20 protein-coding genes are annotated in these 20,713 nt (G+C 65.8%); 9 read left to right on the top strand and 11 right to left on the bottom strand.

Translation table 11 applies throughout. The annotated features are described in order from the left end of the window. Nucleotides 1-16 precede the first annotated feature (16 nt). On the top strand, nt 17-1,480 hold the full coding sequence (locus WFP39_RS11415) for a PQQ-dependent sugar dehydrogenase (protein ID WP_336919748.1): 1,464 nt from the start codon (nt 17-19) through the stop codon (nt 1,478-1,480). 2 nt (nt 1,481-1,482) lie between these two features. Here WFP39_RS11415 and WFP39_RS11410 read toward each other — a convergent pair whose 3' ends face one another. Further along, on the bottom strand, nt 1,483-2,304 hold the full coding sequence (locus tag WFP39_RS11410; RefSeq protein ID WP_336919747.1) for an ATP-binding protein: 822 nt from the start codon (nt 2,302-2,304) through the stop codon (nt 1,483-1,485). A 97-nt stretch (nt 2,305-2,401) separates the two neighbouring features. On the opposite strand from WFP39_RS11410, the gene WFP39_RS11405 reads away from it, so the two are divergent. After that, on the top strand, nt 2,402-3,343 hold the full coding sequence (locus tag WFP39_RS11405) for an L-threonylcarbamoyladenylate synthase (protein WP_336919746.1): 942 nt from the start codon (nt 2,402-2,404) through the stop codon (nt 3,341-3,343). Here the strand turns inward: WFP39_RS11405 and WFP39_RS11400 are convergent. The 5 genes from WFP39_RS11400 to WFP39_RS11380 form a co-directional block, all read right to left on the bottom strand. Further along, nucleotides 3,340-3,675 carry a hypothetical protein gene (locus WFP39_RS11400; protein ID WP_336919745.1) on the bottom strand — a complete coding sequence of 112 codons (336 nt, stop codon included), beginning with the start codon at nt 3,673-3,675 and terminating at the stop codon, nt 3,340-3,342. The genes WFP39_RS11405 and WFP39_RS11400 overlap by 4 nt on opposite strands. Nucleotides 3,676-3,801: 126 nt before the next feature. After that, nucleotides 3,802-4,338 carry a CarD family transcriptional regulator gene (locus tag WFP39_RS11395; RefSeq protein ID WP_336919744.1) on the bottom strand — a complete coding sequence of 179 codons (537 nt, stop codon included), beginning with the start codon at nt 4,336-4,338 and terminating at the stop codon, nt 3,802-3,804. A 277-nt stretch (nt 4,339-4,615) separates the two neighbouring features. Next, complete coding sequence (fdxA, locus tag WFP39_RS11390) at nt 4,616-4,954, bottom strand: ferredoxin FdxA (RefSeq protein ID WP_336919742.1); 339 nt, start codon at nt 4,952-4,954, stop codon at nt 4,616-4,618. After that, nucleotides 4,951-5,286: a S4 domain-containing protein gene (locus tag WFP39_RS11385; RefSeq protein WP_336919741.1), complete on the bottom strand. Its 336-nt coding sequence runs from the start codon at nt 5,284-5,286 to the stop codon at nt 4,951-4,953. The genes fdxA and WFP39_RS11385 overlap by 4 nt, the downstream gene beginning before the upstream one ends. Before the next feature lie 24 nt (nt 5,287-5,310). After that, nucleotides 5,311-7,983: a helicase-related protein gene (locus WFP39_RS11380; RefSeq protein ID WP_377923267.1), complete on the bottom strand. Its 2,673-nt coding sequence runs from the start codon at nt 7,981-7,983 to the stop codon at nt 5,311-5,313. 208 nt (nt 7,984-8,191) lie between these two features. Here WFP39_RS11380 and WFP39_RS11375 point away from each other — a divergent pair, with 208 nt between their 5' ends. The 5 genes from WFP39_RS11375 to WFP39_RS11355 are packed head-to-tail and all read left to right on the top strand — an operon-like array spanning nt 8,192 to nt 12,291. After that, entirely contained in the window at nt 8,192-9,829 is a 1,638-nt protein-coding gene (locus tag WFP39_RS11375) for a M23 family metallopeptidase (protein ID WP_336919739.1), read from the top strand. Between the two features lie 49 nt (nt 9,830-9,878). Further along, on the top strand, nt 9,879-10,874 hold the full coding sequence (hemB, locus tag WFP39_RS11370; RefSeq protein ID WP_336919737.1) for a porphobilinogen synthase: 996 nt from the start codon (nt 9,879-9,881) through the stop codon (nt 10,872-10,874). Continuing rightward, entirely contained in the window at nt 10,867-11,451 is a 585-nt protein-coding gene (locus WFP39_RS11365; RefSeq protein ID WP_336919735.1) for a GNAT family N-acetyltransferase, read from the top strand. The genes hemB and WFP39_RS11365 overlap by 8 nt, the downstream gene beginning before the upstream one ends. After that, nucleotides 11,448-12,032, top strand: a complete 585-nt coding sequence (locus WFP39_RS11360; protein WP_336919734.1) for a gamma carbonic anhydrase family protein — start codon at nt 11,448-11,450, stop codon at nt 12,030-12,032. Before WFP39_RS11365 ends, WFP39_RS11360 begins: the two co-directional genes overlap by 4 nt. Then, nucleotides 12,013-12,291: a DUF167 domain-containing protein gene (locus WFP39_RS11355; RefSeq protein ID WP_336919733.1), complete on the top strand. Its 279-nt coding sequence runs from the start codon at nt 12,013-12,015 to the stop codon at nt 12,289-12,291. The genes WFP39_RS11360 and WFP39_RS11355 overlap by 20 nt, the downstream gene beginning before the upstream one ends. Here WFP39_RS11355 and WFP39_RS11350 read toward each other — a convergent pair. The 5 genes from WFP39_RS11350 to WFP39_RS11330 form a co-directional block, all read right to left on the bottom strand. Then, nucleotides 12,288-12,932, bottom strand: coding sequence for a YoaK family protein (locus WFP39_RS11350; RefSeq protein WP_336919732.1), 645 nt, complete (start codon nt 12,930-12,932; stop codon nt 12,288-12,290). The genes WFP39_RS11355 and WFP39_RS11350 overlap by 4 nt on opposite strands. 32 nt (nt 12,933-12,964) lie before the next feature. Beyond that, the gene (locus tag WFP39_RS11345) at nt 12,965-14,572 is read right to left on the bottom strand and encodes a cisplatin damage response ATP-dependent DNA ligase (protein WP_336919730.1); all 1,608 of its coding nucleotides are present in this window, start codon (nt 14,570-14,572) and stop codon (nt 12,965-12,967) included. 3 nt (nt 14,573-14,575) lie between these two features. Then, on the bottom strand, nt 14,576-15,583 hold the full coding sequence (locus WFP39_RS11340; protein ID WP_336919728.1) for a ligase-associated DNA damage response exonuclease: 1,008 nt from the start codon (nt 15,581-15,583) through the stop codon (nt 14,576-14,578). Between the two features lie 96 nt (nt 15,584-15,679). Next, nucleotides 15,680-18,040, bottom strand: coding sequence for an ATP-dependent Clp protease ATP-binding subunit ClpA (gene clpA, locus WFP39_RS11335; RefSeq protein WP_336919727.1), 2,361 nt, complete (start codon nt 18,038-18,040; stop codon nt 15,680-15,682). A gap of 152 nt (nt 18,041-18,192) precedes the next feature. Then, entirely contained in the window at nt 18,193-18,402 is a 210-nt protein-coding gene (locus tag WFP39_RS11330) for a DUF1192 domain-containing protein (RefSeq protein ID WP_336919725.1), read from the bottom strand. A 126-nt stretch (nt 18,403-18,528) separates the two neighbouring features. Here WFP39_RS11330 and WFP39_RS11325 point away from each other — a divergent pair, with 126 nt between their 5' ends. Both WFP39_RS11325 and WFP39_RS11320 read left to right on the top strand, forming a co-directional pair. Then, a complete protein-coding gene (locus tag WFP39_RS11325) occupies nt 18,529-19,515 on the top strand; it encodes an NAD(P)H-quinone oxidoreductase (RefSeq protein WP_336919872.1) in 987 nt (328 codons plus the stop codon). A gap of 2 nt (nt 19,516-19,517) precedes the next feature. Continuing rightward, complete coding sequence (locus tag WFP39_RS11320; protein WP_336919724.1) at nt 19,518-20,432, top strand: DUF8021 domain-containing protein; 915 nt, start codon at nt 19,518-19,520, stop codon at nt 20,430-20,432. Nucleotides 20,433-20,713: the final 281 nt, after the last annotated feature.

Raw genomic sequence — 20,713 nt, 5'->3', positions numbered from 1 at the left:
CCTATTCACTCACCCCATGTCCACATTCAAGAAGATCGCCATCGCCCTTGCCGTGTTCCTCGTGGTGGCCGGTGCCGCCCTGTGGTGGATCACGCGGCCGGTGCCTGCCTTGCACACGCTGGAGGAAACCAGCGGCACCGATCCGGTACTGGCTGAACCCGCTCCGCAATTCTTCCCCACCGTCGGCATTGCCAAGCCGATCGGCTGGGCGGACGGCGAAGCACCCACGGCGGCGGCGGGGCTGGCGGTCAATCGTTTTGCCGAGGGGCTGGATCACCCGCGCGTGATCTACACCATGCCCAATGGCGATGTGCTCGTCACACTCACCAAGGCACCTCCGGGCGAAGTGGCGGGCGGCTGGCTGACCAATCTGGTCGCGGGCTTCCTGTTCAGCGAAGCAGGCGCGGGCGGTCCCTCGGCGGATCAGATCGTGCTGCTGCGCGATGCCGATGGCGATGGCGTTGCCGAGGAACGGCACATTTTGCGCGAAGGGCTGTCCTCGCCATCAGGCATGGCCTGGCATGACGGCACGCTTTATGTCGCCAATCACGATGCGGTGCTGCGTTTCGCTTACGAAGAAGGCGCCACCGCGCTGACGGGCGAGGGCGAGAAGATTGCCGACCTGCCGCCGGCGGGCAATCACTGGATGCGCAATATCCTGCTCGATCCCGAAGGCACGCGGCTCTATGTCGCGGTCGGCTCGGCCTCGAACATTGGCGAAGGCGGGATGGAGATCGAGGAAGGCCGTGCCGCGATCCACGAAATCAATCTGGAAACCGGCTCTACCCGGATCTTTGCTGCAGGCCTCCGCAATCCTAACGGCCTGGCATGGAATCCGTGGAGCGGCGAGCTGTGGACCACGGTCAACGAACGCGACATGCTGGGCTCGGACCTAGTGCCCGATTACATGACCAATGTGCCGCTGGGGTCGCATTACGGCTGGCCCTGGGTCTATTACGGCGATGTGGTGGACGAACGGGTGAAGATGGCGATGCCGCGCTTCCTCACCAGCTACACCCGCGTGCCTGAATATGCGCTGGGTGCGCATACCGCGCCGCTGGGCATGGTGTTTACCCAGGGCGGCACGCGGATGGGCGATGCCTTTGCGCGCGGCGCCTTCATTGCCCGGCACGGGTCATGGAACCGCTATCCGCCGGGCGGCTATGACGTGGTCTTTGTCGCCTTTGACGAGCGCGGCAACCCGCTGGCCAAACCGGTAACGGTGCTCGAAAGCTTTCTCGCCAACGAGGACGAGACGCGCGGGCGGCCCACCTGGGTTGCGTGGGATGGCACCGGGGCCCTGCTGGTGAGCGACGATACCGCCGGGATCATCTGGCGCGTGGTGAACCCCACGGCTGCTCCCGGGGCCGCGCCGCAGCGCAACCGTGGCGCTCGCCTGCCGCCGCGCCGCAATCTGATCGGCGATCCGGCCCGCGCGTTCGAGGAGCCGCCTGCGGATCTGATGCCCGGTTCGTTCTGATTTCAGAGCGTCTTTCCCGCCCGCCCGGCGAGTTCGGTGACAAAGTGCCAGGCCACCCGGCCTGACCGCGCGCCGCGCCGTTTGGCCCATTCCAGCGCATCGCCTTCGTCAAAGGCAAGGCCATGCGCAGCGGCATAGCCTGCCACGATGGCAAGGTAATCGTCCTGCGAGCAGGCGTGAAAGCCCAGCGACAGGCCAAACCGGTCGGCCAGCGCCAGATTATCATCCACCGCGTCGCGCGGATTGATCGGGTCATCCTGTTCCGCCCCGTGGCGCACCACGATTGCGCGGCGGTTGGAGGTAACGGCGAGGCGCACATTGGCAGGGCGTGCCTCCACCCCGCCATCGAGCCAGCTGCGCAAGCGGCGGGGGCCTTCGGCATCGCCCTCGGCAAAGCCCAGATCGTCGACAAAGACGAGGAAATTGCGGCCCGCACGCGCCAGCTCGGTGAACAAGGCAGGCAGGCTGTCGAGCGCGCCGCTCGCCACCTGCACCAGCGCGATATTGCCGCCCTCGGCCTGCGCCGCCTTTACCGATGCACGCAGCAGCGCGGATTTACCCATGCCGCGCGCACCCCACAGCAGCATGTCATGCGCGGCCTCCCCGCGCGCCAGCCGGTCGACATTGGCGGCCACCCGCTCCTTCGCCTGGTCGATGCCGCGCAGGAGATCGAGCGGCGGCGCATCGATCTGGCCTACTGCGCGCGCCTGTCCGTTCCAGACATAGGCGGGCGAATCGAGCCAGTCGGCGGCGTGCGGCGGGGGCGGGGCGAGCCGGTCGAGCGCATCGGCAATGCGGCGAAGCTGGTGCAGCGTGTCATCCATTGCACCTGACTCGCCCCGGCGGGGGCACGGCGTCAAGCTGTTTGGCGTCGCGTGGGGGCTTGGCGAAGGCGGAAGTCGGGCCTAGCGGGAGTGGAATATGGCCACCAACCCGCCTCTCACCCTGTCGCCCGATGCCGAAGGGCTGGCCCGCGCTGCCGCCCTGCTGCGCGACGGGCACTTGGTCGCCATACCGACCGAGACGGTCTATGGGCTTGCCGCGCGCGCCGATAGCGAAGCGGCGGTTGCCGCCATCTACCGTGCCAAGGGGCGACCCGACTTCAATCCGCTGATCGTCCATGTGGCCGATCTGACCGCAGCGCGGAAGCTGGCCGTGCTGGACGAGAGGGCCGAGGCGCTGGCGGCGCGATTCTGGCCGGGGCCGTTGACGCTGGTGGTGCCGCTTCGGCCCGCAAGCGGGATTGTGCCGGCGGTGACAGCGGGCCTGCCCACCGTGGCGCTGCGTGTGCCCGCCCATCCGCTCACCCGCGCCTTGCTGGCCGAACTGGGCCTGCCGCTGGCCGCCCCATCGGCCAATCGCAGCATGGGGGTAAGCCCGACCACGCCCGCCCATGTCGCGGCTTCGCTGGGTGAAGGCGTGGCGGCAATCTGGGATGGCGGCGCCTGTGCGCAGGGGCTCGAATCCACCATTGTCGCGCTGCGCGAAGGAGGCGGGTGGAGCCTGCTGCGCGAAGGGCCGGTGACGCGCGCGCAGATTTCCGCCGTGCTTGGCAGCGAGCCTGTGGAGATCGCAAAGGGCATCGAAGCGCCCGGACAGATGCTGCGCCATTACTCGCCGGGCAAGCCGGTGCGGCTGAATGCACCCGCGGCGGCGGCAGACGAGTTCCACATCGGTTTCGGGCCGGTGCTGGGCGATTGCTCGCTCTCGCCCGCTGGCGATCTGGCCGCGGCGGCGGCGCGGCTTTACGCCTGCCTGCACCAGGCCGCCGCGGCGCCGCAGCCGCGCATTGCGGTGGCCCCGGTGCCGCAAGAGGGCATCGGCGCGGCGATCAATGATCGGCTGGCAAGGGCCTCGCGCTAATCCCGGCGGCGGTCCGGTTCCGCCGGGATCGTCGGGATCAGCGCGTCGATTTCGCGGCGGATCGCGATAGCCTCGCGGCAGGCCTCGTCATTGCCGCGTTCGCACCGGCGCGCCTCTTCGTCATATTCGCGCTGAAGGCGGCCCAGCAATTCCTCCCGCCGGCGGATTTCGCGGCCGCGGTTCTCGTCCGCTTCGGACTGGCTGGTAGTGGCAAGGTCCACCGCCGCGCCCACCGCGCGCACCGGTGCGGTCACGACATCGGCCACGGTGCGGACACAGGATGGCAAGAGCAGCGCGGCAGGCAGGCAGGCAAGCAGGTGGAAAAGGCGCATCAGCGGCAAACCCCACGGGGAACCTGCACATCATGAACCCGGCGCGTGTTCCGGGCAAGCAAAAGGCCGCCCGGTTCGCACCGGACGGCCTTTTCTCGCCTCAGCTTGCGCTCAGCGCCTTGATTTTCAGGCGTCTTCGGGCGTGCTCTCGTAATATTGCGGGGCATGCTCCTTGAGCACATCCAGAATCTTGCGCAGCGCGGTCGGCTCGTCGGTCTTTTCCATCGCCGCCAGTTCACGGGCGAGGCGGCTGGAGGCCGCTTCGAAGATCTGCCGTTCGGAATAGGACTGTTCCGGCTGGTCTTCGGGGCGGAACAGGTCGCGCGTCACTTCCGCGATCGAAACCAGGTCGCCCGAATTGATCTTGGCTTCGTATTCCTGCGCGCGGCGGCTCCACATGGTGCGCTTGACCTTGGGCTTGCCCTTCAGCGTTTCCATCGCTTCCTTCAGCGTCTTGTCGCTGGAAAGCTTGCGCATCCCGATCGCTTCCACCTTGTTGACAGGAACGCGCAAAGTCATGCGTTCCTTTTCAAAGCGGAGCACATAAAGTTCCAGCTGCATTCCGGCGATTTCCTCGCTCTGCAACTCGATAACGCGTCCGACGCCATGTTTGGGATAAACAACATAATCGCCTACATCGAAGGCGGGGGCACTGGATGCCATGTAGTGTCCTTTCTCTGCCGGCAGGTCCCGTTTCAGCGACAGGGATTTGCAGACCGCACGACCCGCCGGCGGCCTTTATCCCGGTTCTGTCATCGCTGAGTGTGGGGGAAACCTGCCTTCCTGTACGCGCCGATCATCACCTGTTCCGCGCGGCCGCTGGATTATATAACAGATTCGCCACAAAATTGCCATAGGCACGGCAATGAGCCCTGCGAAGCAAGCACAAGGCACTCACCGCGCCAGCGGCTCTGAAAAGTAATCCTTAAATGCCAGTGACTTAGTCACCCTCGCCCGGTTCGGGCGAGAAATACGCTTCGTACTTGCCTTCCACGCCCTTGAAAGCATCCGCATCCGCCGGCGGATCCTTCTTCTGCGTGATATTGGGCCATTCGGCCGAGTACTGGGCGTTCAGTTCCAGCCACTTTTCGGTGCCGCTTTCGGTATCGGGCAGGATCGCCTCGGCCGGGCATTCGGGTTCGCACACGCCGCAATCGATGCATTCGGACGGGTTGATGACGAGCATGTTCTCGCCTTCATAGAAACAGTCCACCGGACACACTTCGACGCAATCGGTATATTTGCACTTGATGCAGGCGTCGGTGACGACGTAGGTCATGTGAGCGATTTCCCTTCGATCCGGTCTGCCGCGCTTTCCTTCATTTGCGGCGTCTGTTTGCCTGCTATGGCGATTGCCGCGCCAGCGTCAAGCACCCGATAGCAGGCTTGCGCTTCGGCAGGCGGGCCGCGCCGGGCAGGCAGGCTGAGGATTTCGATCACCCGCACATGGGTGCGCATGGGCAGGGTGAGCACATCGCCCGGCGCAACCGGCTGGTTGGCCTTGACCACTCTCTGCCCGTTGCGGCGGATATGGCCCGGCATGATCCAGTCCTGCGCCAATTGCCGCGAGCCTGCAAAGCGCAGCCGCACCAGCAGCAGGTCCAGCCTCATGGCGCGGGCCTCATGCGCGGGGCTTCATTTGCGCAGAAGATCCGCAAGACCCGCAAAGGCGCCGCCGCCCGGCGGTGGGCCATCGGGCTTGCGCAGCGGGCTGCGTGCAGCGGGCTTGACTTCCCTTGGCGTGCCCGCAGGGGTGTAGCCGCCGCGTGGGCCGCGCGGATGGCGGGATTTGCGTTCCTCGCCCCTTGCGGGACGGTTGACCGGGTTATCGCGGCGCGGGGGGCGCCATGTCCACAGGCGCGGCGCGGGCGGGCCAAAGGCGCCCTCCGCCAGTGGCTGCGGCTCGGTCGCGCGAAATCCGGCCTCGCGCATCAGCTTCAGGTAGTTTTCGGCCACCAGACCCATGGATGTCGGCAACCCGGCGTCCATCAGGAAGCTGCCGCCGCCCAGTTTCTGGCCGGCCTTCTCGCGTGTTTCATGCGCGCTGCGAAACAGCTTTTCCGCCATGTCGAGGCGCACCGCCTGCGTGCCGGCGCGGCAATAGCCGGCGGGAAGCGGGCCTTCGGGTGTGATGACGGCCTCCATGCGGGGATTGAGCGGACGCGTGTCCAGCCCAAGCTGCGCCAACAGCGCGCGCGCGGCAGGTTTGAGCAAAGCGTGCTGGAACACATCGAGCGTGCCGATGATGATGCCCAGCTGGCGCAGCAGCGGGCGCTTTTCCTTGGGGATGGCGGCGACGCCCGATTCCTCGCGGCGCACCGATCCGTTGCGTTCCACCAGGGCAAGCAGCAAGGCGCGCACCTCGCTGCCCATTTCGGGATCCTTTGCGGCCTCCTCCAGCGCGCGCAAGGGAGCGAGCGGGGCGAGCTTGCCTTCGAGCCACACCTCCAGCGCCTCGGCCAGGCGGGCGCGGTGCACCGGGTCGAGCGGGGCGAGGTCCTTCGCCAGCACAAGGCGCCACCGCGTTGGTTCGCGCGTGCGTTCGAGTTGCGCCACCACCTGCCCCTCGCGCAGGATCGCCGGCGCGCCCGCGGCATCGCGGCCCAGTTCCAGCACGCCCAGCTCGCTCGCGACCAGCGCGGCGGCCTTGGCGGCGAGCAATTGCGGCAGGTGCTTTTCCGCCGCAGCCAGCATCAGCTTGCGGTCCTCGTGGCTGGCATCGGCATCCACCACGAAGCGGAACCCTTCCAGATGGCCGATCACCTGCCCCTCCACCGTGACCTGCCCGTTTTCTTCCAGCACCACTTTCAACAACCCCACATCCTTCCCCATACTCTTCATCAATATAGCTGTCCTGCGGTTGACGAAACGTTCGGTCAACCGCTGGTGCAGCGCATCCGACAGGCGCGCTTCCACCCCGCGCGCCCGTGCGGCCATTTCCTCGCGCGCCAGAACCCAATCTGGCCGCTGGCAGATATAGGCCCAGCTGCGGATCGCGGCGAGCCTTCCCTGCAACGTGTCGATATCGCCGCGCACCTCGCCAAGGTCGGCAATGCGCGCCGCAACGAAATCGGCGCCCAGATGCCCGTCTTTCAAGTCACGCCAAAGACGCGCGACAAAGCGCGCATGCATTTCCGCGCCTTGCTGGCGGAAATCGGGCAATTGGCACACATCCCAAAAGCGGCGAAGCTGCGCACGGCCCCGCACCGCGCCGCCGATATCGGCATCGTCAGACAGCCGCTTGAGCACCGCAAGGTCGATTGCTTCGGGCGCGGGGGCGAGTGCGGGATCATCCGGCCCGCGTTCCAGATCAGCGATCAGATTATCGAGCGTGTCGAGCCGTGGTTCCGCCTCGCGCCAGAACAGGCGCGTCAGCGGGGCAAAGCGATGCTGCTCGATCGCGTAGATTTCTTCTTCGGTAAAGGCACTGTCACGCCCGCCCGCTCCGCTCAGCGTACCGAAACTGCCGTCCTGGTGATGCCGCCCGGCGCGGCCCGCGATCTGCGCCATTTCGGATGGCATCAGCCGCCGGTGGCGCATCCCGTCATATTTCGACAGCGAGGCAAAGGCGACATGCGCGACATCGAGGTTGAGACCCATGCCGATGGCATCGGTGGCGACGATGTAATCGACCTCGCCCGACTGGAACAGCGCGACCTGGCGGTTGCGTGTTTCGGGGCTCAATGCACCCATCACCACCGCCGCCCCGCCGCGAAACCGGCGCAACAATTCGGCCACGCGGTAGACCTCCTCGACCGAAAAGGCGACCACCGCGCTGCGCGGCGGCAGGCGCGACAATTTGACCGGTCCGGCATGGCTGAGCGTGGAAAAGCGCGGCCGCCCTTCCACCGTGACGCCAGGGATGAGCGCCTTCACCAAAGGCTCCACCGTCGCGGACCCCAGCAGCATCGTCTCCTCGCGCCCGCGGGCATGCAGCAGCCGGTCGGTAAAGATGTGCCCGCGTTCGCGGTCGGCGCCCAATTGCACCTCGTCCAGCGCCACAAAGGCGCGTTCGTTCGCGCTGCGCGGCATGGCCTCGGCGGTGCAGAGCAGATAGCGCGCGTGCGGCGGCTCGATCCGCTCCTCGCCCGTAATCAGCGCGACCTGATCCGCGCCTTTCAGCTTGCAGACCTTGTCGTAGACCTCGCGTGCCAGCAGCCGCAGCGGGAAGCCGATGGCTCCGCTGGAATGGCCGCACATCCGCTCGATCGCCAGATGGGTCTTCCCTGTATTGGTCGGGCCCAGGATCGCGCGAATCCGGCTGTCAGAGACACGCGAACTCACAAGAACACCTGCTTGTAAGGCCATGCGCGCCCCGCGCAATCGCGAGCTTTGGGGAGGTAGGGGAAAAACCGCAGTCTGATGGATTCGGTTCGTCGCGCAGGGGACTCGTCTGGTCGACCTTAAGGCGCAATTTACTTTATGCAGGCAAGGGAGAAAGCCACTAATCCAGCCGGACTGGGTTGTCCTGTGCGCGCACCATACGGCATGGCGGCAATCACAAGGGAGGGCGCGTTTGTTCACCGACCGCAAGGAAGATGCGATGGAGGGCGCGGGCGCAGGCAACGCTTCTGCCGCCCAGCTCTCGCTTGCCCATGCGGTAGATCACGGCGGCGCCGCCTCCTCGCACCGCCCTTCTTCGCACAGGCAGGCGCGCATCGCCAACTTTGCCGATCGCTACCACGAATGGCGCGAACACGCCTCGCTCAAGCTGGCGGGCCTCGACCTTGCGCCCGATCTGGCGCGCGATATCGGCTCTCCCCGCTGGTTGCGCGGGGTGGCGACGCTGGTGGGCCTTTCGGCGCTGGCAATCGCGGGCTTCCCCGGCTTTTCCGAGGTGGAGGCCGCGCCCGCCATGCGCATCGATGCCGATGTGCGCGACGAATTCCGCAGCCACATGATCATGCCGCTGGCGCTGGGCGCGGATAGCGGCCGGCGCATGGGCGCAACGCCTGCGGTCATCCCGCTGGCCAGCGCACCCGAACGCCCGCGGCTCGATCTGGTCGCCACGCTGGCGCAGGGCGACAGTTTTGAGCGGATGCTGCGGCGTGCGGGCGTCGACGATGCCGAAGCCGCGCAGATCGTGCGCATGGTGGGCGCGGCCATCCCGCTGACCGAGATTGAAGCGGGCACCAAGGTCGACATTACGCTGGGCCGCCGACCGGCCGCAGGAGCGAGCCGCCCGGTCGATGCATTGTCCTTCCGCGCACGGTTCGATCTGGCGCTGGCGGTGGAGCGCAAGGGCGGGCGTCTTGTCCTCGATCCCCGGCCCATCGCGGTCGATACCACCCCGCTGCGCATCCGCGCGGCCGTGGGCAGCAGCCTCTACCGCTCTGCCCGCGCATCGGGTGCGCCGCCGCGCAGCGTGCAGCAATTCCTGCGCGTCATCGGCACCGAGATGAGCCTTTCGGGCGATATTCGCCCCACGGACGAATTCGACCTGATCGTGGATTACAAGCGCGCCGCCACTGGCGAAGTGGAAGAGGGCGAATTGCTTTATGCCGGGATTGTGCGCAATGGCCGCCCGGTAAAGCAGCTGATGCGCTGGGGCCGTGACGGCAAGTATTACGATACCGCCGGCGTGGGGGAACAGCGCGAAGGCCTGCTTGCCCCTGTGCCCGGCCCGGTCACATCGCGCTATGGCATGCGCCGCCATCCGATCCTGGGATATCGGCGGATGCATGCCGGCCTCGATTTCCGCGCCGCGCACGGCACGCCGATCTATGCCGTGACCGATGGGCGCGTGACCTTTGCCGGGCGCCATGGCGGGCACGGCAATTTCGTGAGGCTGGCGCATAGCGGCGGCCTGGGCACCGGCTATGCGCATATGAGCCGCATCGCGGTGAGCACGGGGCAGCAGGTGCGGCGCGGGCAGGTGATCGGCTATGTCGGCTCCACCGGTCTCTCCACCGGCCCGCATCTGCATTACGAAATGTACCGTAACGGGCAGGCGATTGACCCGGCGACGGTAAAGTTCGTGACGCGTGAACAATTGTCGGGCCGCGAGTTGGCCGATTTCCGTGCCCAGTTGAACCGGCTGCAAGCCGTCGCCCCCGGCGCGGCGCTGGCGCCGCTGGCCGCGCCTGCCGCAGCGAACGAGGAGCCCGCGCGCGAAATCGACCGGCTGGAACGGCGCCAGCAGATCGTCACCTGATATTGGCAAGATTGCCCTGCCCGCGCTTTTGCGGCAGGACTTTGCGCCTATGACTGTCAGCTATCCCGCCACCCGCCTGCGCCGTTCGCGCACCCATGCGTGGAGCCGTGCGCTCACCCGCGAAACCGTGCTGACCCCGGCCGATCTGATCTGGCCGCTGTTCATCACCAGCGGGCGCGGGGTGGAGGAGCCGGTGGCGAGCCTGCCCGGCGTGTCGCGCTGGTCGGTGGATGGTATTGCGGCGCGTACCAAGGAAGCTGTCGCACTGGGCATCCCCTGCGTCGCCCTGTTCCCCAATACGCCGCCGGTCAAGCGCAGCACCGACGGGGCAGAGGCGCTCAACCCCGACAACCTCATGTGCCAGGCGATCCGCGCCATTCGCGATGCCTGCGGCAATGATGTGGGCGTGCTCACCGATGTTGCGCTCGATCCCTATACCTCCCACGGGCAGGACGGGCTGATCGACGATGCGGGCTATGTGCTGAATGACGAGACAGTAGCGGTGCTGGTCGATCAGGCGATGACGCAGGCCGAGGCGGGGGCCGATATCATCGCCCCGTCCGACATGATGGACGGGCGCATCAAGGCGATCCGCATGGCGCTCGAAATGGGCGGGCATACCAATGTGCAGATCATGTCCTATGCCGCCAAATATGCCAGCGCCTTCTACGGCCCCTTCCGCGATGCGGTGGGCAGCGGCGGATTGCTGAAAGGCGACAAGAAAACCTACCAGATGGATCCGGCCAATGCCGAAGAAGCGGTGCGCGAAGTGGCGATGGACATTGCCGAGGGCGCGGACAGCGTGATGGTGAAGCCGGGCCTTGCCTATCTCGACATTGTGACGCGGGTGAAGGCGCGGTTCGACGTGCCCGTCTTCGCCTATCAGGTGAGCGGCGAATACGCGATGATCGAGGCGGCGGTGGCGGCGGGCGCGGGGGACCGCGACGCGCTGGTGCTGGAAACGCTGATGGCGTTCAAGCGCGCGGGCGCATCGGGCGTGCTGACCTATCATGCCCCGCTGGCGGCGCGGTTGCTCAATGGCTGAAGCTGCGCCCGGATTCCGGCTCGAAACGCAGCGCCTTGTGCTGCGCGACTGGCGCGACGAGGACTGGCCCCACTTCTTCCGCCTGACCAATACACCTGAAGTGATGCGCTGGCTGGCGGGCGTGTTCGATACCGATGGCATGGCGGCACAACGCGCCCGCGTCACCTCCTGCGCGGCGCGCAACGGCTTCTGCTTCTGGGTGGTGGAGCGCAAGGACGATGGCGGGCATTTGTCGGGCGCGATGCTGGGCTTTTGCGGGCTGAAACGCGCCGATGCGCCGGGATGCAGCGTGCCCGGCGAATTCGAGATCGGCTGGCGCTTTCGCGAGGACGCATGGGGCAAGGGCTATGCGCGCGAAGCCGCCGAGGCGGCGCTGGCGGCGGGTTTCACCCGCTTCGGGGCAGAGCGGATCGTCGCTTTCACCCTGATCGAGAACACCGCGAGCTGGGGGTTGATGGAGCGGCTGGGCATGGTGCGGCGGCCCGAACTCGATTTTACCGAAGAGCGCTACGAGCCACCCTTCTGCCACGCGATCACCTGGGCGATCACGCGGCCTGAATGGGAGGCGCGCGCATGAACGATCCCCGCTTTCCCGGCGCGACCATCCTGCCCTTTGACGGCAAGCTGCCGCGCATTCACGACAGCGCCTTTGTTGCGCCGGGCGCCTGCATCATCGGCGATGTCACGATCGGCCCTGAGGCGAGCATCTGGTACAAATGCGTGCTGCGCGGCGATATCCACCGGATCGAAGTCGGCGCACGCTCCAATGTGCAGGATGGCACGGTGATCCATGTCGAAGGGCCGCGCCCCGAAGCCGCCGTGCCCACCGACGGCCTGCCCACGATCATTGGCGAGGATTGCGTGATCGGCCATATGGCGATTGTCCACGCCGCGGTCGTGGAAGATGGCAGCTTTGTCGGCATGGGCGCGGTGGCGATGGACGGGGCACGTATTTCCACCGGCGCAATGCTGGGCGCGGGCGCGCTGCTCAGCCCCGGCAAGGTCATCCCGCCGGGCGAAATCTGGGTGGGCCGCCCGGCGCGCCTTTTGCGTGCGCAGGACGACGCGCAGATCGCCAAGATACGGTTCCAGTCCGCGCGCTATGTCGAACTGGCGCGGCGGCACAGGGCGATGCTGGATGGCGAAACCCAAGGCTGACCTTCCCCCGGCCGATGCCATTCGTGCGCTGGCTGATGACGAAGGGCGGCTTGCCTTGCGCGTCACGCCGGGGGCAAGAACCGAAGCCGTCACCATCGAAGACGGGGTGGTTCACGTCAAAGTGCGCGCCAGGCCCGATGGCGGCGCGGCCAATGCGGCGGTGCTGGAACTGCTCGCCCATGCGCTCGGCACCGCGCCCTCGCGCGTCACCTTGTTGCGCGGCGCAACTTCGCGGGCGAAACTGGTGCAACTGGATTAGCGCGCCCGCTCCATGCTCCATGCGCAGGCAACAAGGGTGAAGGCCCAAACGCCCGCCAGCCACGGGGCGAGGGCAGGATAAGCCAGAAACAACAGCGCCCCGCCGCAAGCCCCTGCGGCAAGGCTGCTCCACAGGATCAGGCTCGGCAGCGCGCCGCGCGCGCCATGCCCGCTGCCCGTCAGCCACCCGGCCAGCCCTTCGCCCATGCGCACCAGCGCGCCGGTCATATAGGTCACGCCCAGCGCCACCTGGCCGTCGCGGCGAAAGACATTGTTGATCGCGCCCATTGCAATCACGGCAAAGCCCAGAAACGCTTCGGTGCTGCCCAGCGCTTGCCCTGCTGCCGCCAGCAACAGCAGCGCGCCCGATCCGGTGAGCACGGCGGTCTTGCGCCGTGACGCCACCTTTTCCGCGATCACCGCGCCCAGCGCCACACCGGCCACGAACCCCGCCAGCAGCAGCCCCGCCACCAGCGCGGCACGCCCGCCGCCCGCCAGTTCCACCCCCAGCCGCGTGGTATTGCCCGACATGAAGGAGACGAAAAACCGGTCTGCCGCCAGAAAGCCGGAGGCATCGACAAAGCCCGCCAGCCCGGCAATGGCATAGGCAAGCAGGCGTTCGGCGCGGGCGAATTGCAGCATCGGGCGATCATGCGCCCACCGGCTTCGATGCGTCAATCGCGGATCAGCGCACGCAGCGCCTCGATCCGGTCGGCTTCGTCCGCGGGCTTGTCCCAGCGGATGCGGCGGATGCGCGGGAAACGCATGGCGAGGCCTGATTTGTGCCGCGTGCTGGCGTGCACCGAATCAAAGGCGACTTCGAACACCAGCTGCCGCTCCACTTCGCGCACGGGGCCAAAGCGGTTGACCGTATTCTGCCGCACATGCCGGTCGATCAGCACCAGCTCTTCGTCCGAAAAGCCCGAATAGGCCTTGCCCACGGGCAGCAATTGCCCGCCCGCCGCCGGGTCGCCATCCCAGCAGCCAAAGGTGTAATCGGAATAGAAGCTCGACCGCTTGCCGCTGCCCCGCTGCGCATACATCAGCACGCAATCCACCAGCAGCGGATCGCGCTTCCACTTGAACCACAGCCCTGCACGGCGGCCCGCGACATAGGGCGCATCGCGGCGTTTCAGCATCAGCCCTTCGATCGCAGCATCGCGCGCATTTTCGCGCAAAGCCGCCAGATCGGCAAAATCGCGTGCCTCGACCAGAGCGGAGAGGTCAAAATGGCTGGCAGGCAGGCGCGGCATCAGCGCCTCCAGCGCGGCGCGGCGGGCGTGCCAGGGCAGGGGGCGCAGATCCTCCCCTTCGCGGATCAGCAGGTCATAAACACGCATGAAGACCGGATATTGCGCCAGCATCGCCTTGCTCACGGTCTTGCGGCCCAGCCGCTGTTGCAGCGCGTTGAAACTCGCCGCGCCGCCCTGTTCGCCGCCTTGTTGAGTTCCCCGCACCAGCAATTCGCCGTCGAGCACCACCGGAAAATCCAGCGCCGCGACCATTTCGGGAAAGCTGGCCGAGATATCGTCGCCCGACCGCGAATAGGCGCGCGTTTCACCGCCCACATGCACCAATTGCGCACGAATGCCGTCCCATTTCCATTCCGCGGCGTAATCATCCAGCGATACCTCCTCTTGCTCCAGCGGATGCGCGAGCATGAAGGGGCGGAACAGCGGCAGATCATCGGTGCGTGGCGGCTCTGCGCCTTGCAATGCCCATGCGAAAAGTGCGGCATAGGGCGGCGTCTGGCCGTGCCAGTATTCCTCCACATCCTCCACCGCTACGCCAAAGGCCTGCGCAAAGGCTGTGCGCGCCAGCCGCGCCGAAACGCCAACACGCATCGCGCCGGTGGCAAATTTGATCAGCGTATAGCGGCCAGACGAATCGAGCCGGTCAAGCAGGCGCGCCAGTTCGCCCGGCGCAGTGCTGCGGGTAAGCGTGGAAAGCCGCGCCACCACTTCGCGCAAGCTGATGTCAGCAGGTGATGAGGCCGTGACGTCACATGGCGGATCGGGCCACAAAAGGCTCACCGTTTCCGCCGTGTCGCCCACGAAATCGCGCGACAGCGACCACAGAACCGGATCGACCCGTTCATGCATCAGGCCGCGAAAGGTGGAGGCTTTCACCGCCGGGAAATCGAGCTCCCCCGTCAGCGCGGCGAGAGCCCAGCCCCGGTCGGGATCGGGCGTGGCGCGCAGATAATCGGCCAGCAGCGCCAGCTTGGCGTTGCGGCTGGTGGTGTAGAGGAGCGCATCGAGCAGGGCGGCAAAGGCGCGCATCGCCTAGTCGTCCTCCTCCTCGCGCCCCACCATGGCCAGCGCGCGGGCGCGGCGCTGGGTCAGTTCGTGCCAGCGCAGCAGCGCTTCCTCGCGCCCATGGGTGATCCAGGTTTCGGCCGGGTTCACCTCGGCAATCGTGCGCGTCAGCTCGCCCCAGTCGGCATGGTCGGAAATGACCAGCGGCAATTGGACCCCGCGTTGCCGCGCCCGCTGGCGCACGCGCATCCACCCGCTGGCCATGGCGGTGACCGGATCGGGCAGGCGGCGGCTCCACCGGTCGTTGAGGGCAGATGGCGGCGCGATGACGATGGCACCGCGCAGCGCATCCCTTGATGGCGCATCGCTCACCAGCCTGAGATCGCCCAGCGGCACGCGATGTTCCTCATACAGGCGGCACATCGCCTCCATTGCGCCATGCAGCCAGATCGTGCTGTCATGTCCTGCGCTGCGCAGTTCGGCGATCACCCGCTGCGCCTTGCCCAGCGCATAGGCGCCCACAAGAATGCAGGCATCGGGGTTCTTCTGCCGTGCCGCGAGCAGTTTGCCGATTTCCTGCGCGATCGGCGGATGGGTGAAGACCGGCAGGCCAAAGGTCGCCTCGGTAATGAAAATATCGCAGGGCGTGACCTGAAACGGCGCGCAAGTGGGATCGGCGCGGCGTTTGTAATCGCCGGTAATCACCACGCGCTCGCCTGCGTGTTCCAGCAGGATCTGCGCGCTGCCCAGCACATGGCCTGCGGGCACGAAGGTCGCATTCACCCCGCCGGGCAGTCGCACCGTCTCGCCATAAGCGATCGGCACCGCTCCGTCGCAAGTTGCGTAGCGCAACTTCATGATGGTCAGCGTTTCGGGCGTGGCAAAGGTCTGGCGGTGCCCGCCGCGCGCGTGGTCGGCATGGCCGTGCGTGACCAGCGCGGTGTCGACCGGATGCGCCGGATCGATCCAGCTATTCGCCGGCACCACGAAAATGCCGCGCGGATCGGGCCTGATCCAGGAGAAATTCGCGCTCATGCCGTTATCAATGGCAAGGGCGGCGCCGGAGTTCCAGCACCGCCCCCGTTTCCTTGCATCCGGGTCACCTGCGATTGGCGCGGGAAGGGGGAAGGATTACTGCTCGCCCGCATCCTCCACCGGCGCCTGCGTTGGCTTGGCCGCGCGCTTTTTGGCACCGGGCTTTTTCGGCTTGGCCGGTTTCGGCGCGGTGGGGGTGAGTTCGAAGGAAAGTTTGTCGTCCTTCACGCTCACATGCACTTCGCCGCCATTCGCCAGCTTGCCGAACAGCAACTCTTCCGCCAGCGGTTGCTTCACCTTCTCCTGGATAAGGCGGGCCATTGGCCGTGCGCCATACAGCTTGTCATAGCCGCGTGTGGCCAGCCAGGCGCGGGCATCGCTGTCGAACTGGATATGCACATTCTGGTCGGCCAGTTGCAGTTCGAGCTGGAGGATGAACTTGTCCACCACCCGGCTTACCGTTTCCGGGCCGAGATAGGCAAACGGGACGACAGCATCGAGGCGGTTGCGGAATTCGGGGGTGAACATCTTCTTCACCGCCTCGTCCTGCGCCTCGACCTTGGTGCCCGCGCCAAAGCCGATGCCCTGCTTGGCCATGTCGGCCGCGCCCGCATTGGTCGTCATGATGAGCACGACATTGCGGAAATCCACCGTCTTGCCGTGATGGTCGGTCAGGCGGCCATTATCCATCACCTGCAGCAGGATGTTGAACAAATCGGGATGCGCCTTCTCGATCTCGTCGAGCAGCAGCACGCAATGCGGGTGCTGGTCGATGGCATCGGTAAGCAATCCGCCCTGATCATATCCGACATAGCCCGGAGGCGCGCCGATCAGGCGGCTGACCGAGTGCCGCTCCATATATTCGGACATATCAAAGCGCTTGAGCTCGATCCCCATGATATGGGAAAGCTGGCGCGCGACTTCGGTCTTGCCGACGCCGGTGGGGCCGGAAAACAGAAAGCTGCCAATCGGCTTGTCCGCATCGCGCAGCCCTGCGCGGCTCAGCTTCATCGCGGTGGCGAGGCGTTCGATCGCCTCGTCCTGGCCGAAGACCACGCGCTTGAGATCCTTGTCCAGGCTGGCGAGCGCGGCCTTGTCGTCCTTGCTGACCGATTTGGGCGGGATGCGCGCCATGGTGGCGATCACCTTTTCGATGTCCTTGCCCGTCAGCGTCTTGCGGCGGCGGCTGGGCGGCACGAGCATCTGCATCGCGCCCGCCTCGTCGATCACGTCGATTGCCTTGTCGGGCAGCTTGCGGTCGTTGATGTAGCGGGCCGAAAGCTCGACCGCGGTCTTGATCGCTTCGGGCGTGTATTTGACCTTGTGATGCTCCTCGAACGCGGTGCGCAGTCCCTTGAGGATCTTGATCGTATCCTCCACCGTCGGCTCGTTCACATCGATCTTCTGGAACCGGCGCAGCAAAGCGCGGTCCTTTTCGAAGTGGTTGCGGAACTCCTTGTAGGTGGTCGACCCGATGCAGCGGATCGCGCCCGATGACAGCGCAGGCTTCAAGAGGTTGGACGCATCCATCGCCCCGCCGCTGGTCGCGCCGGCACCGATCACGGTGTGAATTTCGTCAATGAAAAGAACGGCTTCGGGCATTTTTTCGAGTTCAGAGACGACCTGCTTCAGCCGCTCCTCGAAATCGCCGCGGTAGCGTGTGCCTGCCAGAAGCGCGCCCATGTCGAGGCTGTAGATCACCGCGTCCTGCAAGACTTCGGGCACATCGCCTTCGACAATCTTGCGCGCCAGACCTTCGGCAATCGCGGTTTTGCCCACGCCCGGATCGCCCACATAGAGCGGGTTGTTCTTCGACCGGCGGCACAGGATCTGGATCGTGCGGTCGACTTCCGGTCCGCGCCCGATCAGCGGATCGACCTTGCCGTCCAGCGCCTTCTGGTTGAGGTTGACGCAGAACTGGTCGAGCGCAGAATCCTTCTTGTTCTTTTCCGGCTTTTCTTCCGAACGCACTTCGGGTTCCTCCGCGCCCGAAGGCGGGCGGCTTTCGGCCTGGCGGCCGTTCTTGCCGATGCCGTGGCTGATATAGCTGACCGCGTCGAGCCGGCTCATATCCTGCTGCTGGAGGAAATAGACCGCGTAGCTGTCGCGTTCGGAAAACAGCGCCACCAGCACATTCGCGCCGGTCACCGTGTCCTTGCCGCTCGACTGGACATGCAGGATCGCGCGCTGGATCACCCGCTGAAAGCCCGCAGTGGGCTGCGGGTCGGCATTGTCCTCGGTCTTGAGCGACTGGTATTCCTGATCGAGATACTGGCGCACCACATTGCCCAGTTCGCCCAGATCGACACCGCAGGCGGTCATCACTTCGGCGGCATCGTCATCGTCCACCAGCGCCAGCAGCAGATGTTCCAGCGTGGCGTATTCGTGCGACCGCTCGCTGGCATTCTGCAGCGCGGTGTGGAGGGTCTTTTCGAGGTTCTGCGCGAAGCGTGCCATGCGTTCCTATCCAGTGGGCGCGATCATGCACCCGGTTGATTGCGACTGGCTGAATGGAATGTCCGGCCTGCCTTGCAATAATGAAAATATAAGCTGCCGCCGCGCAATTGCGAGAGGGACCAAGGGCCGCGCATCTGCTGCCCGCGCCATCATCAGGCGCCGCCTCCACCTGGCGAGCGGAACAGCGCCTCGGCCAGCTTGCGGTGGTCGGCCGCCTTGGCGTGGTGCGCCTTGACTCGCGCGATTTCGGCCTCAAGCAAGGCGATGCGCGCGACCAGCTCTTCCTGCGAATAGCTGTCGAGCGACTCCTTCGAAAGGAGGCTCGCGGCATCGCCGCGCGGGCGGGGAAGATCGTCTTCCATGACTGGCAGCATTGCCGCCTCGCCGCTTGCTGTCAATGCCCGCGCGCCTTACAGGCGTGGAAGCCGATTGAACTGTGGCGGGAGGGATGCTTGGGGCACGATTTTCCCGATGTGCTACCGGAAATGATGCGGGCGGTTGCCGTCACCGTGCCGGGCGGGCCGGAGGTCTTGCGCCTAGAAGAGCGGCCCGTGCCGCGACCTCAGCCGGGGCAGGTGCTGATCGCGGTCAGCCATGCGGGCGTGAACCGGCCCGATTGCCTGCAACGCGCCGGATTATACCCGCCGCCGCCGGGGGCAAGCGACCTGCCGGGGCTGGAAGTGGCGGGCAGCGTAGTGGCGCTGGGCGAAGGCGTGACGCCAGAACTGCTGGGCCAGCGCGTCTGCGCCTTGGTGAATGGCGGCGGATATGCGCAATATTGCCTCGCCGCCGCCGATGTCTGCCTGCCCGTGCCCGCCGCGCTTTCGCTGGCAGAGGCCGCCGCCATGCCCGAAACCTTGTTCACCGTGTGGCACAATGTCTTTCAGCGCGGGGCTGTGCGCGACGGCGAAGTGCTGCTGGTCCACGGCGGCACCAGCGGTATTGGCAGCATGGCGATCAAGCTGGCGCGGCTCTTTGGCATTACCGTGATCGCCACCTGCGGCAGCGCGGAAAAGTGCACGCAGGCGCGGTCGCTGGGCGTGGATCTGGCGATCAATTACCGCGAGGAGGATTTTGGCGAGGCGGTGCGCGCCTTTACCGATGGGCGCGGCGCGGATGTGATCCTCGATGTGGTGGCGGGCGAATACACGCAGAGGAACCTCGATTGTCTCGCGGTGGAGGGGCGTCTGGTCACCATCGCCACGCTGGGCGGGCCGAAGGCGACCATCCATCTCGGCAAAGTGATGGTGCGCCGCCAGACTCTTACTGGATCGACCTTGCGTGCCCGTTCCGATGGCTTCAAGGCGGCGCTGGCACAGGAAATTGCGCGCGAGGTCTGGCCGCTGGTGGAACAGGGCGATTTGCGGCCGCAAATGGACGAATGCTTTGCCCTGGCCGATGCGGCAGAGGCGCATGCCCGCATGGAAGCGGGCGCGCATTTCGGCAAGATCGTGCTGAAAGTGGGAGAGGAATGAGAATGGCGGTATCATCGCATCCAGGGCAGGGATGGAGCCGCGCCGCGCTGTATGAAGGCGCAGAGGCCTATCTGAATGCGTTGGTGGCAAAAGACCCTTCGCGCCTCGCTTTCACGTCCGATGTGATCTTCACCGAAAACAATGTGCAGCTGATGCTGGGCGACGGGTTGTGGAACACGATCAGTGCGCGGCGGCCCGATTACGATCTGAAATGCGCCGATCTGCAGACCGGGCAGGTGAGCTGGTTCGGCGTGATCGAGGAGCGCGGCCATCCTGCGATCATGGCGCTGCGCCTCGCCTTTCGCGGGGACGCGATTGCCGAGGTCGAGACGATTATCTGCCGCGCGCACGAATTGGGGCCATTCCCCAATATTGCCGGTTATGAAAAGCCGGTGCGCCCGCTGATGCTGGCCGATGTCCCGCCCGATCAGCGCCTGCCGCGCGATCGGCTGATTTCCATTGCGGACGGTTATTTCGACACGATCCAGCTGAACGACGGCACGCTGTTCACGCACTTTACCGAGGATTGCGACCGGATCGAGAACGGGCTGCAGACCACCAATACCGAAATCGAAGGCTATCCGATTGCGCGCATGGGCACGGCCGACCAGTTCCGGCTGGGGCAGTATATCTATGATGATCGCCTGCGCGACCGGCGCTTTCCCCTTGTTGACGAGGAAAAGGGCATCGTGCTGGCCGCCGGGTTTATCGACCATGCGGGCCGCGTGACCGATGTGACCTGGACCGATGGCAGCCGCCATACTTCGATCTTCCATTTCCCGCACAGCTTCGTGCTGCTGGAGATGTTCAAGATCGTGGGCGGCAAAATTGCCGGGGTGGAGGCGGTGTTCATCACCGTGCCTTACAACATGGTTTCGCCCTGGGTGGCGCCGCAGCCTTATGTGATCCGGGGCTGATTGCGACAGGGGTGGCTGGCGCTTTCCTACAGATGCCGCGGGGTGGCAGCGCTCTGCCGGTTCTTTGCACTGTTGATCCGCTGCCCGCCGAAGCAAAACCGTTCCAGCAAAGTGTCAACTTTGGTTTCGGAGCGTATATTGCTGATATTGCGAAATAAATTTTCCATAAGGCCGATCGTGACGATGTCAACTTCGTCACCGTTGTTGCCCCTTTGATCCTGCTGCCGGAGTGCCTTTTCCCGGTCACATTGTCCCTGATCTGTCGCGGAATTGCGGGGCCG

Origin of the sequence: Alteraurantiacibacter lauratis, from assembly GCF_037154155.1 — a bacterium.
Lineage (GTDB): Bacteria > Pseudomonadota > Alphaproteobacteria > Sphingomonadales > Sphingomonadaceae > Alteraurantiacibacter > Alteraurantiacibacter lauratis.
The sequence above is the reverse complement of the archived record's forward strand: the minus strand, read 5'-3'. Positions and strand labels throughout refer to the sequence as shown.

Bases quoted from the DNA above. Each gene is read 5' to 3' on its own strand.
- WFP39_RS11415 (WP_336919748.1), top strand. From the start codon at position 17: ATGTCCACATTCAAGAAGATCGCCATCGCCCTTGCCGTGTTCCTCGTG.
- WFP39_RS11410 (WP_336919747.1), bottom strand. From the start codon at position 2,304: ATGGATGACACGCTGCACCAGCTTCGCCGCATTGCCGATGCGCTCGAC.
- WFP39_RS11405 (WP_336919746.1), top strand. From the start codon at position 2,402: ATGGCCACCAACCCGCCTCTCACCCTGTCGCCCGATGCCGAAGGGCTG.
- WFP39_RS11400 (WP_336919745.1), bottom strand. From the start codon at position 3,675: ATGCGCCTTTTCCACCTGCTTGCCTGCCTGCCTGCCGCGCTGCTCTTG.
- WFP39_RS11395 (WP_336919744.1), bottom strand. From the start codon at position 4,338: ATGGCATCCAGTGCCCCCGCCTTCGATGTAGGCGATTATGTTGTTTAT.
- fdxA (WP_336919742.1), bottom strand. From the start codon at position 4,954: ATGACCTACGTCGTCACCGACGCCTGCATCAAGTGCAAATATACCGAT.
- WFP39_RS11385 (WP_336919741.1), bottom strand. From the start codon at position 5,286: ATGAGGCTGGACCTGCTGCTGGTGCGGCTGCGCTTTGCAGGCTCGCGG.
- WFP39_RS11380 (WP_377923267.1), bottom strand. From the start codon at position 7,983: ATGGCCTTACAAGCAGGTGTTCTTGTGAGTTCGCGTGTCTCTGACAGC.
- hemB (WP_336919737.1), top strand. From the start codon at position 9,879: ATGACTGTCAGCTATCCCGCCACCCGCCTGCGCCGTTCGCGCACCCAT.
- WFP39_RS11365 (WP_336919735.1), top strand. From the start codon at position 10,867: ATGGCTGAAGCTGCGCCCGGATTCCGGCTCGAAACGCAGCGCCTTGTG.
- WFP39_RS11360 (WP_336919734.1), top strand. From the start codon at position 11,448: ATGAACGATCCCCGCTTTCCCGGCGCGACCATCCTGCCCTTTGACGGC.
- WFP39_RS11355 (WP_336919733.1), top strand. From the start codon at position 12,013: ATGGCGAAACCCAAGGCTGACCTTCCCCCGGCCGATGCCATTCGTGCG.
- WFP39_RS11350 (WP_336919732.1), bottom strand. From the start codon at position 12,932: ATGCTGCAATTCGCCCGCGCCGAACGCCTGCTTGCCTATGCCATTGCC.
- WFP39_RS11345 (WP_336919730.1), bottom strand. From the start codon at position 14,572: ATGCGCGCCTTTGCCGCCCTGCTCGATGCGCTCCTCTACACCACCAGC.
- WFP39_RS11340 (WP_336919728.1), bottom strand. From the start codon at position 15,583: ATGAGCGCGAATTTCTCCTGGATCAGGCCCGATCCGCGCGGCATTTTC.
- clpA (WP_336919727.1), bottom strand. From the start codon at position 18,040: ATGGCACGCTTCGCGCAGAACCTCGAAAAGACCCTCCACACCGCGCTG.
- WFP39_RS11330 (WP_336919725.1), bottom strand. From the start codon at position 18,402: ATGGAAGACGATCTTCCCCGCCCGCGCGGCGATGCCGCGAGCCTCCTT.
- WFP39_RS11325 (WP_336919872.1), top strand. From the start codon at position 18,529: ATGCGGGCGGTTGCCGTCACCGTGCCGGGCGGGCCGGAGGTCTTGCGC.
- WFP39_RS11320 (WP_336919724.1), top strand. From the start codon at position 19,518: ATGGCGGTATCATCGCATCCAGGGCAGGGATGGAGCCGCGCCGCGCTG.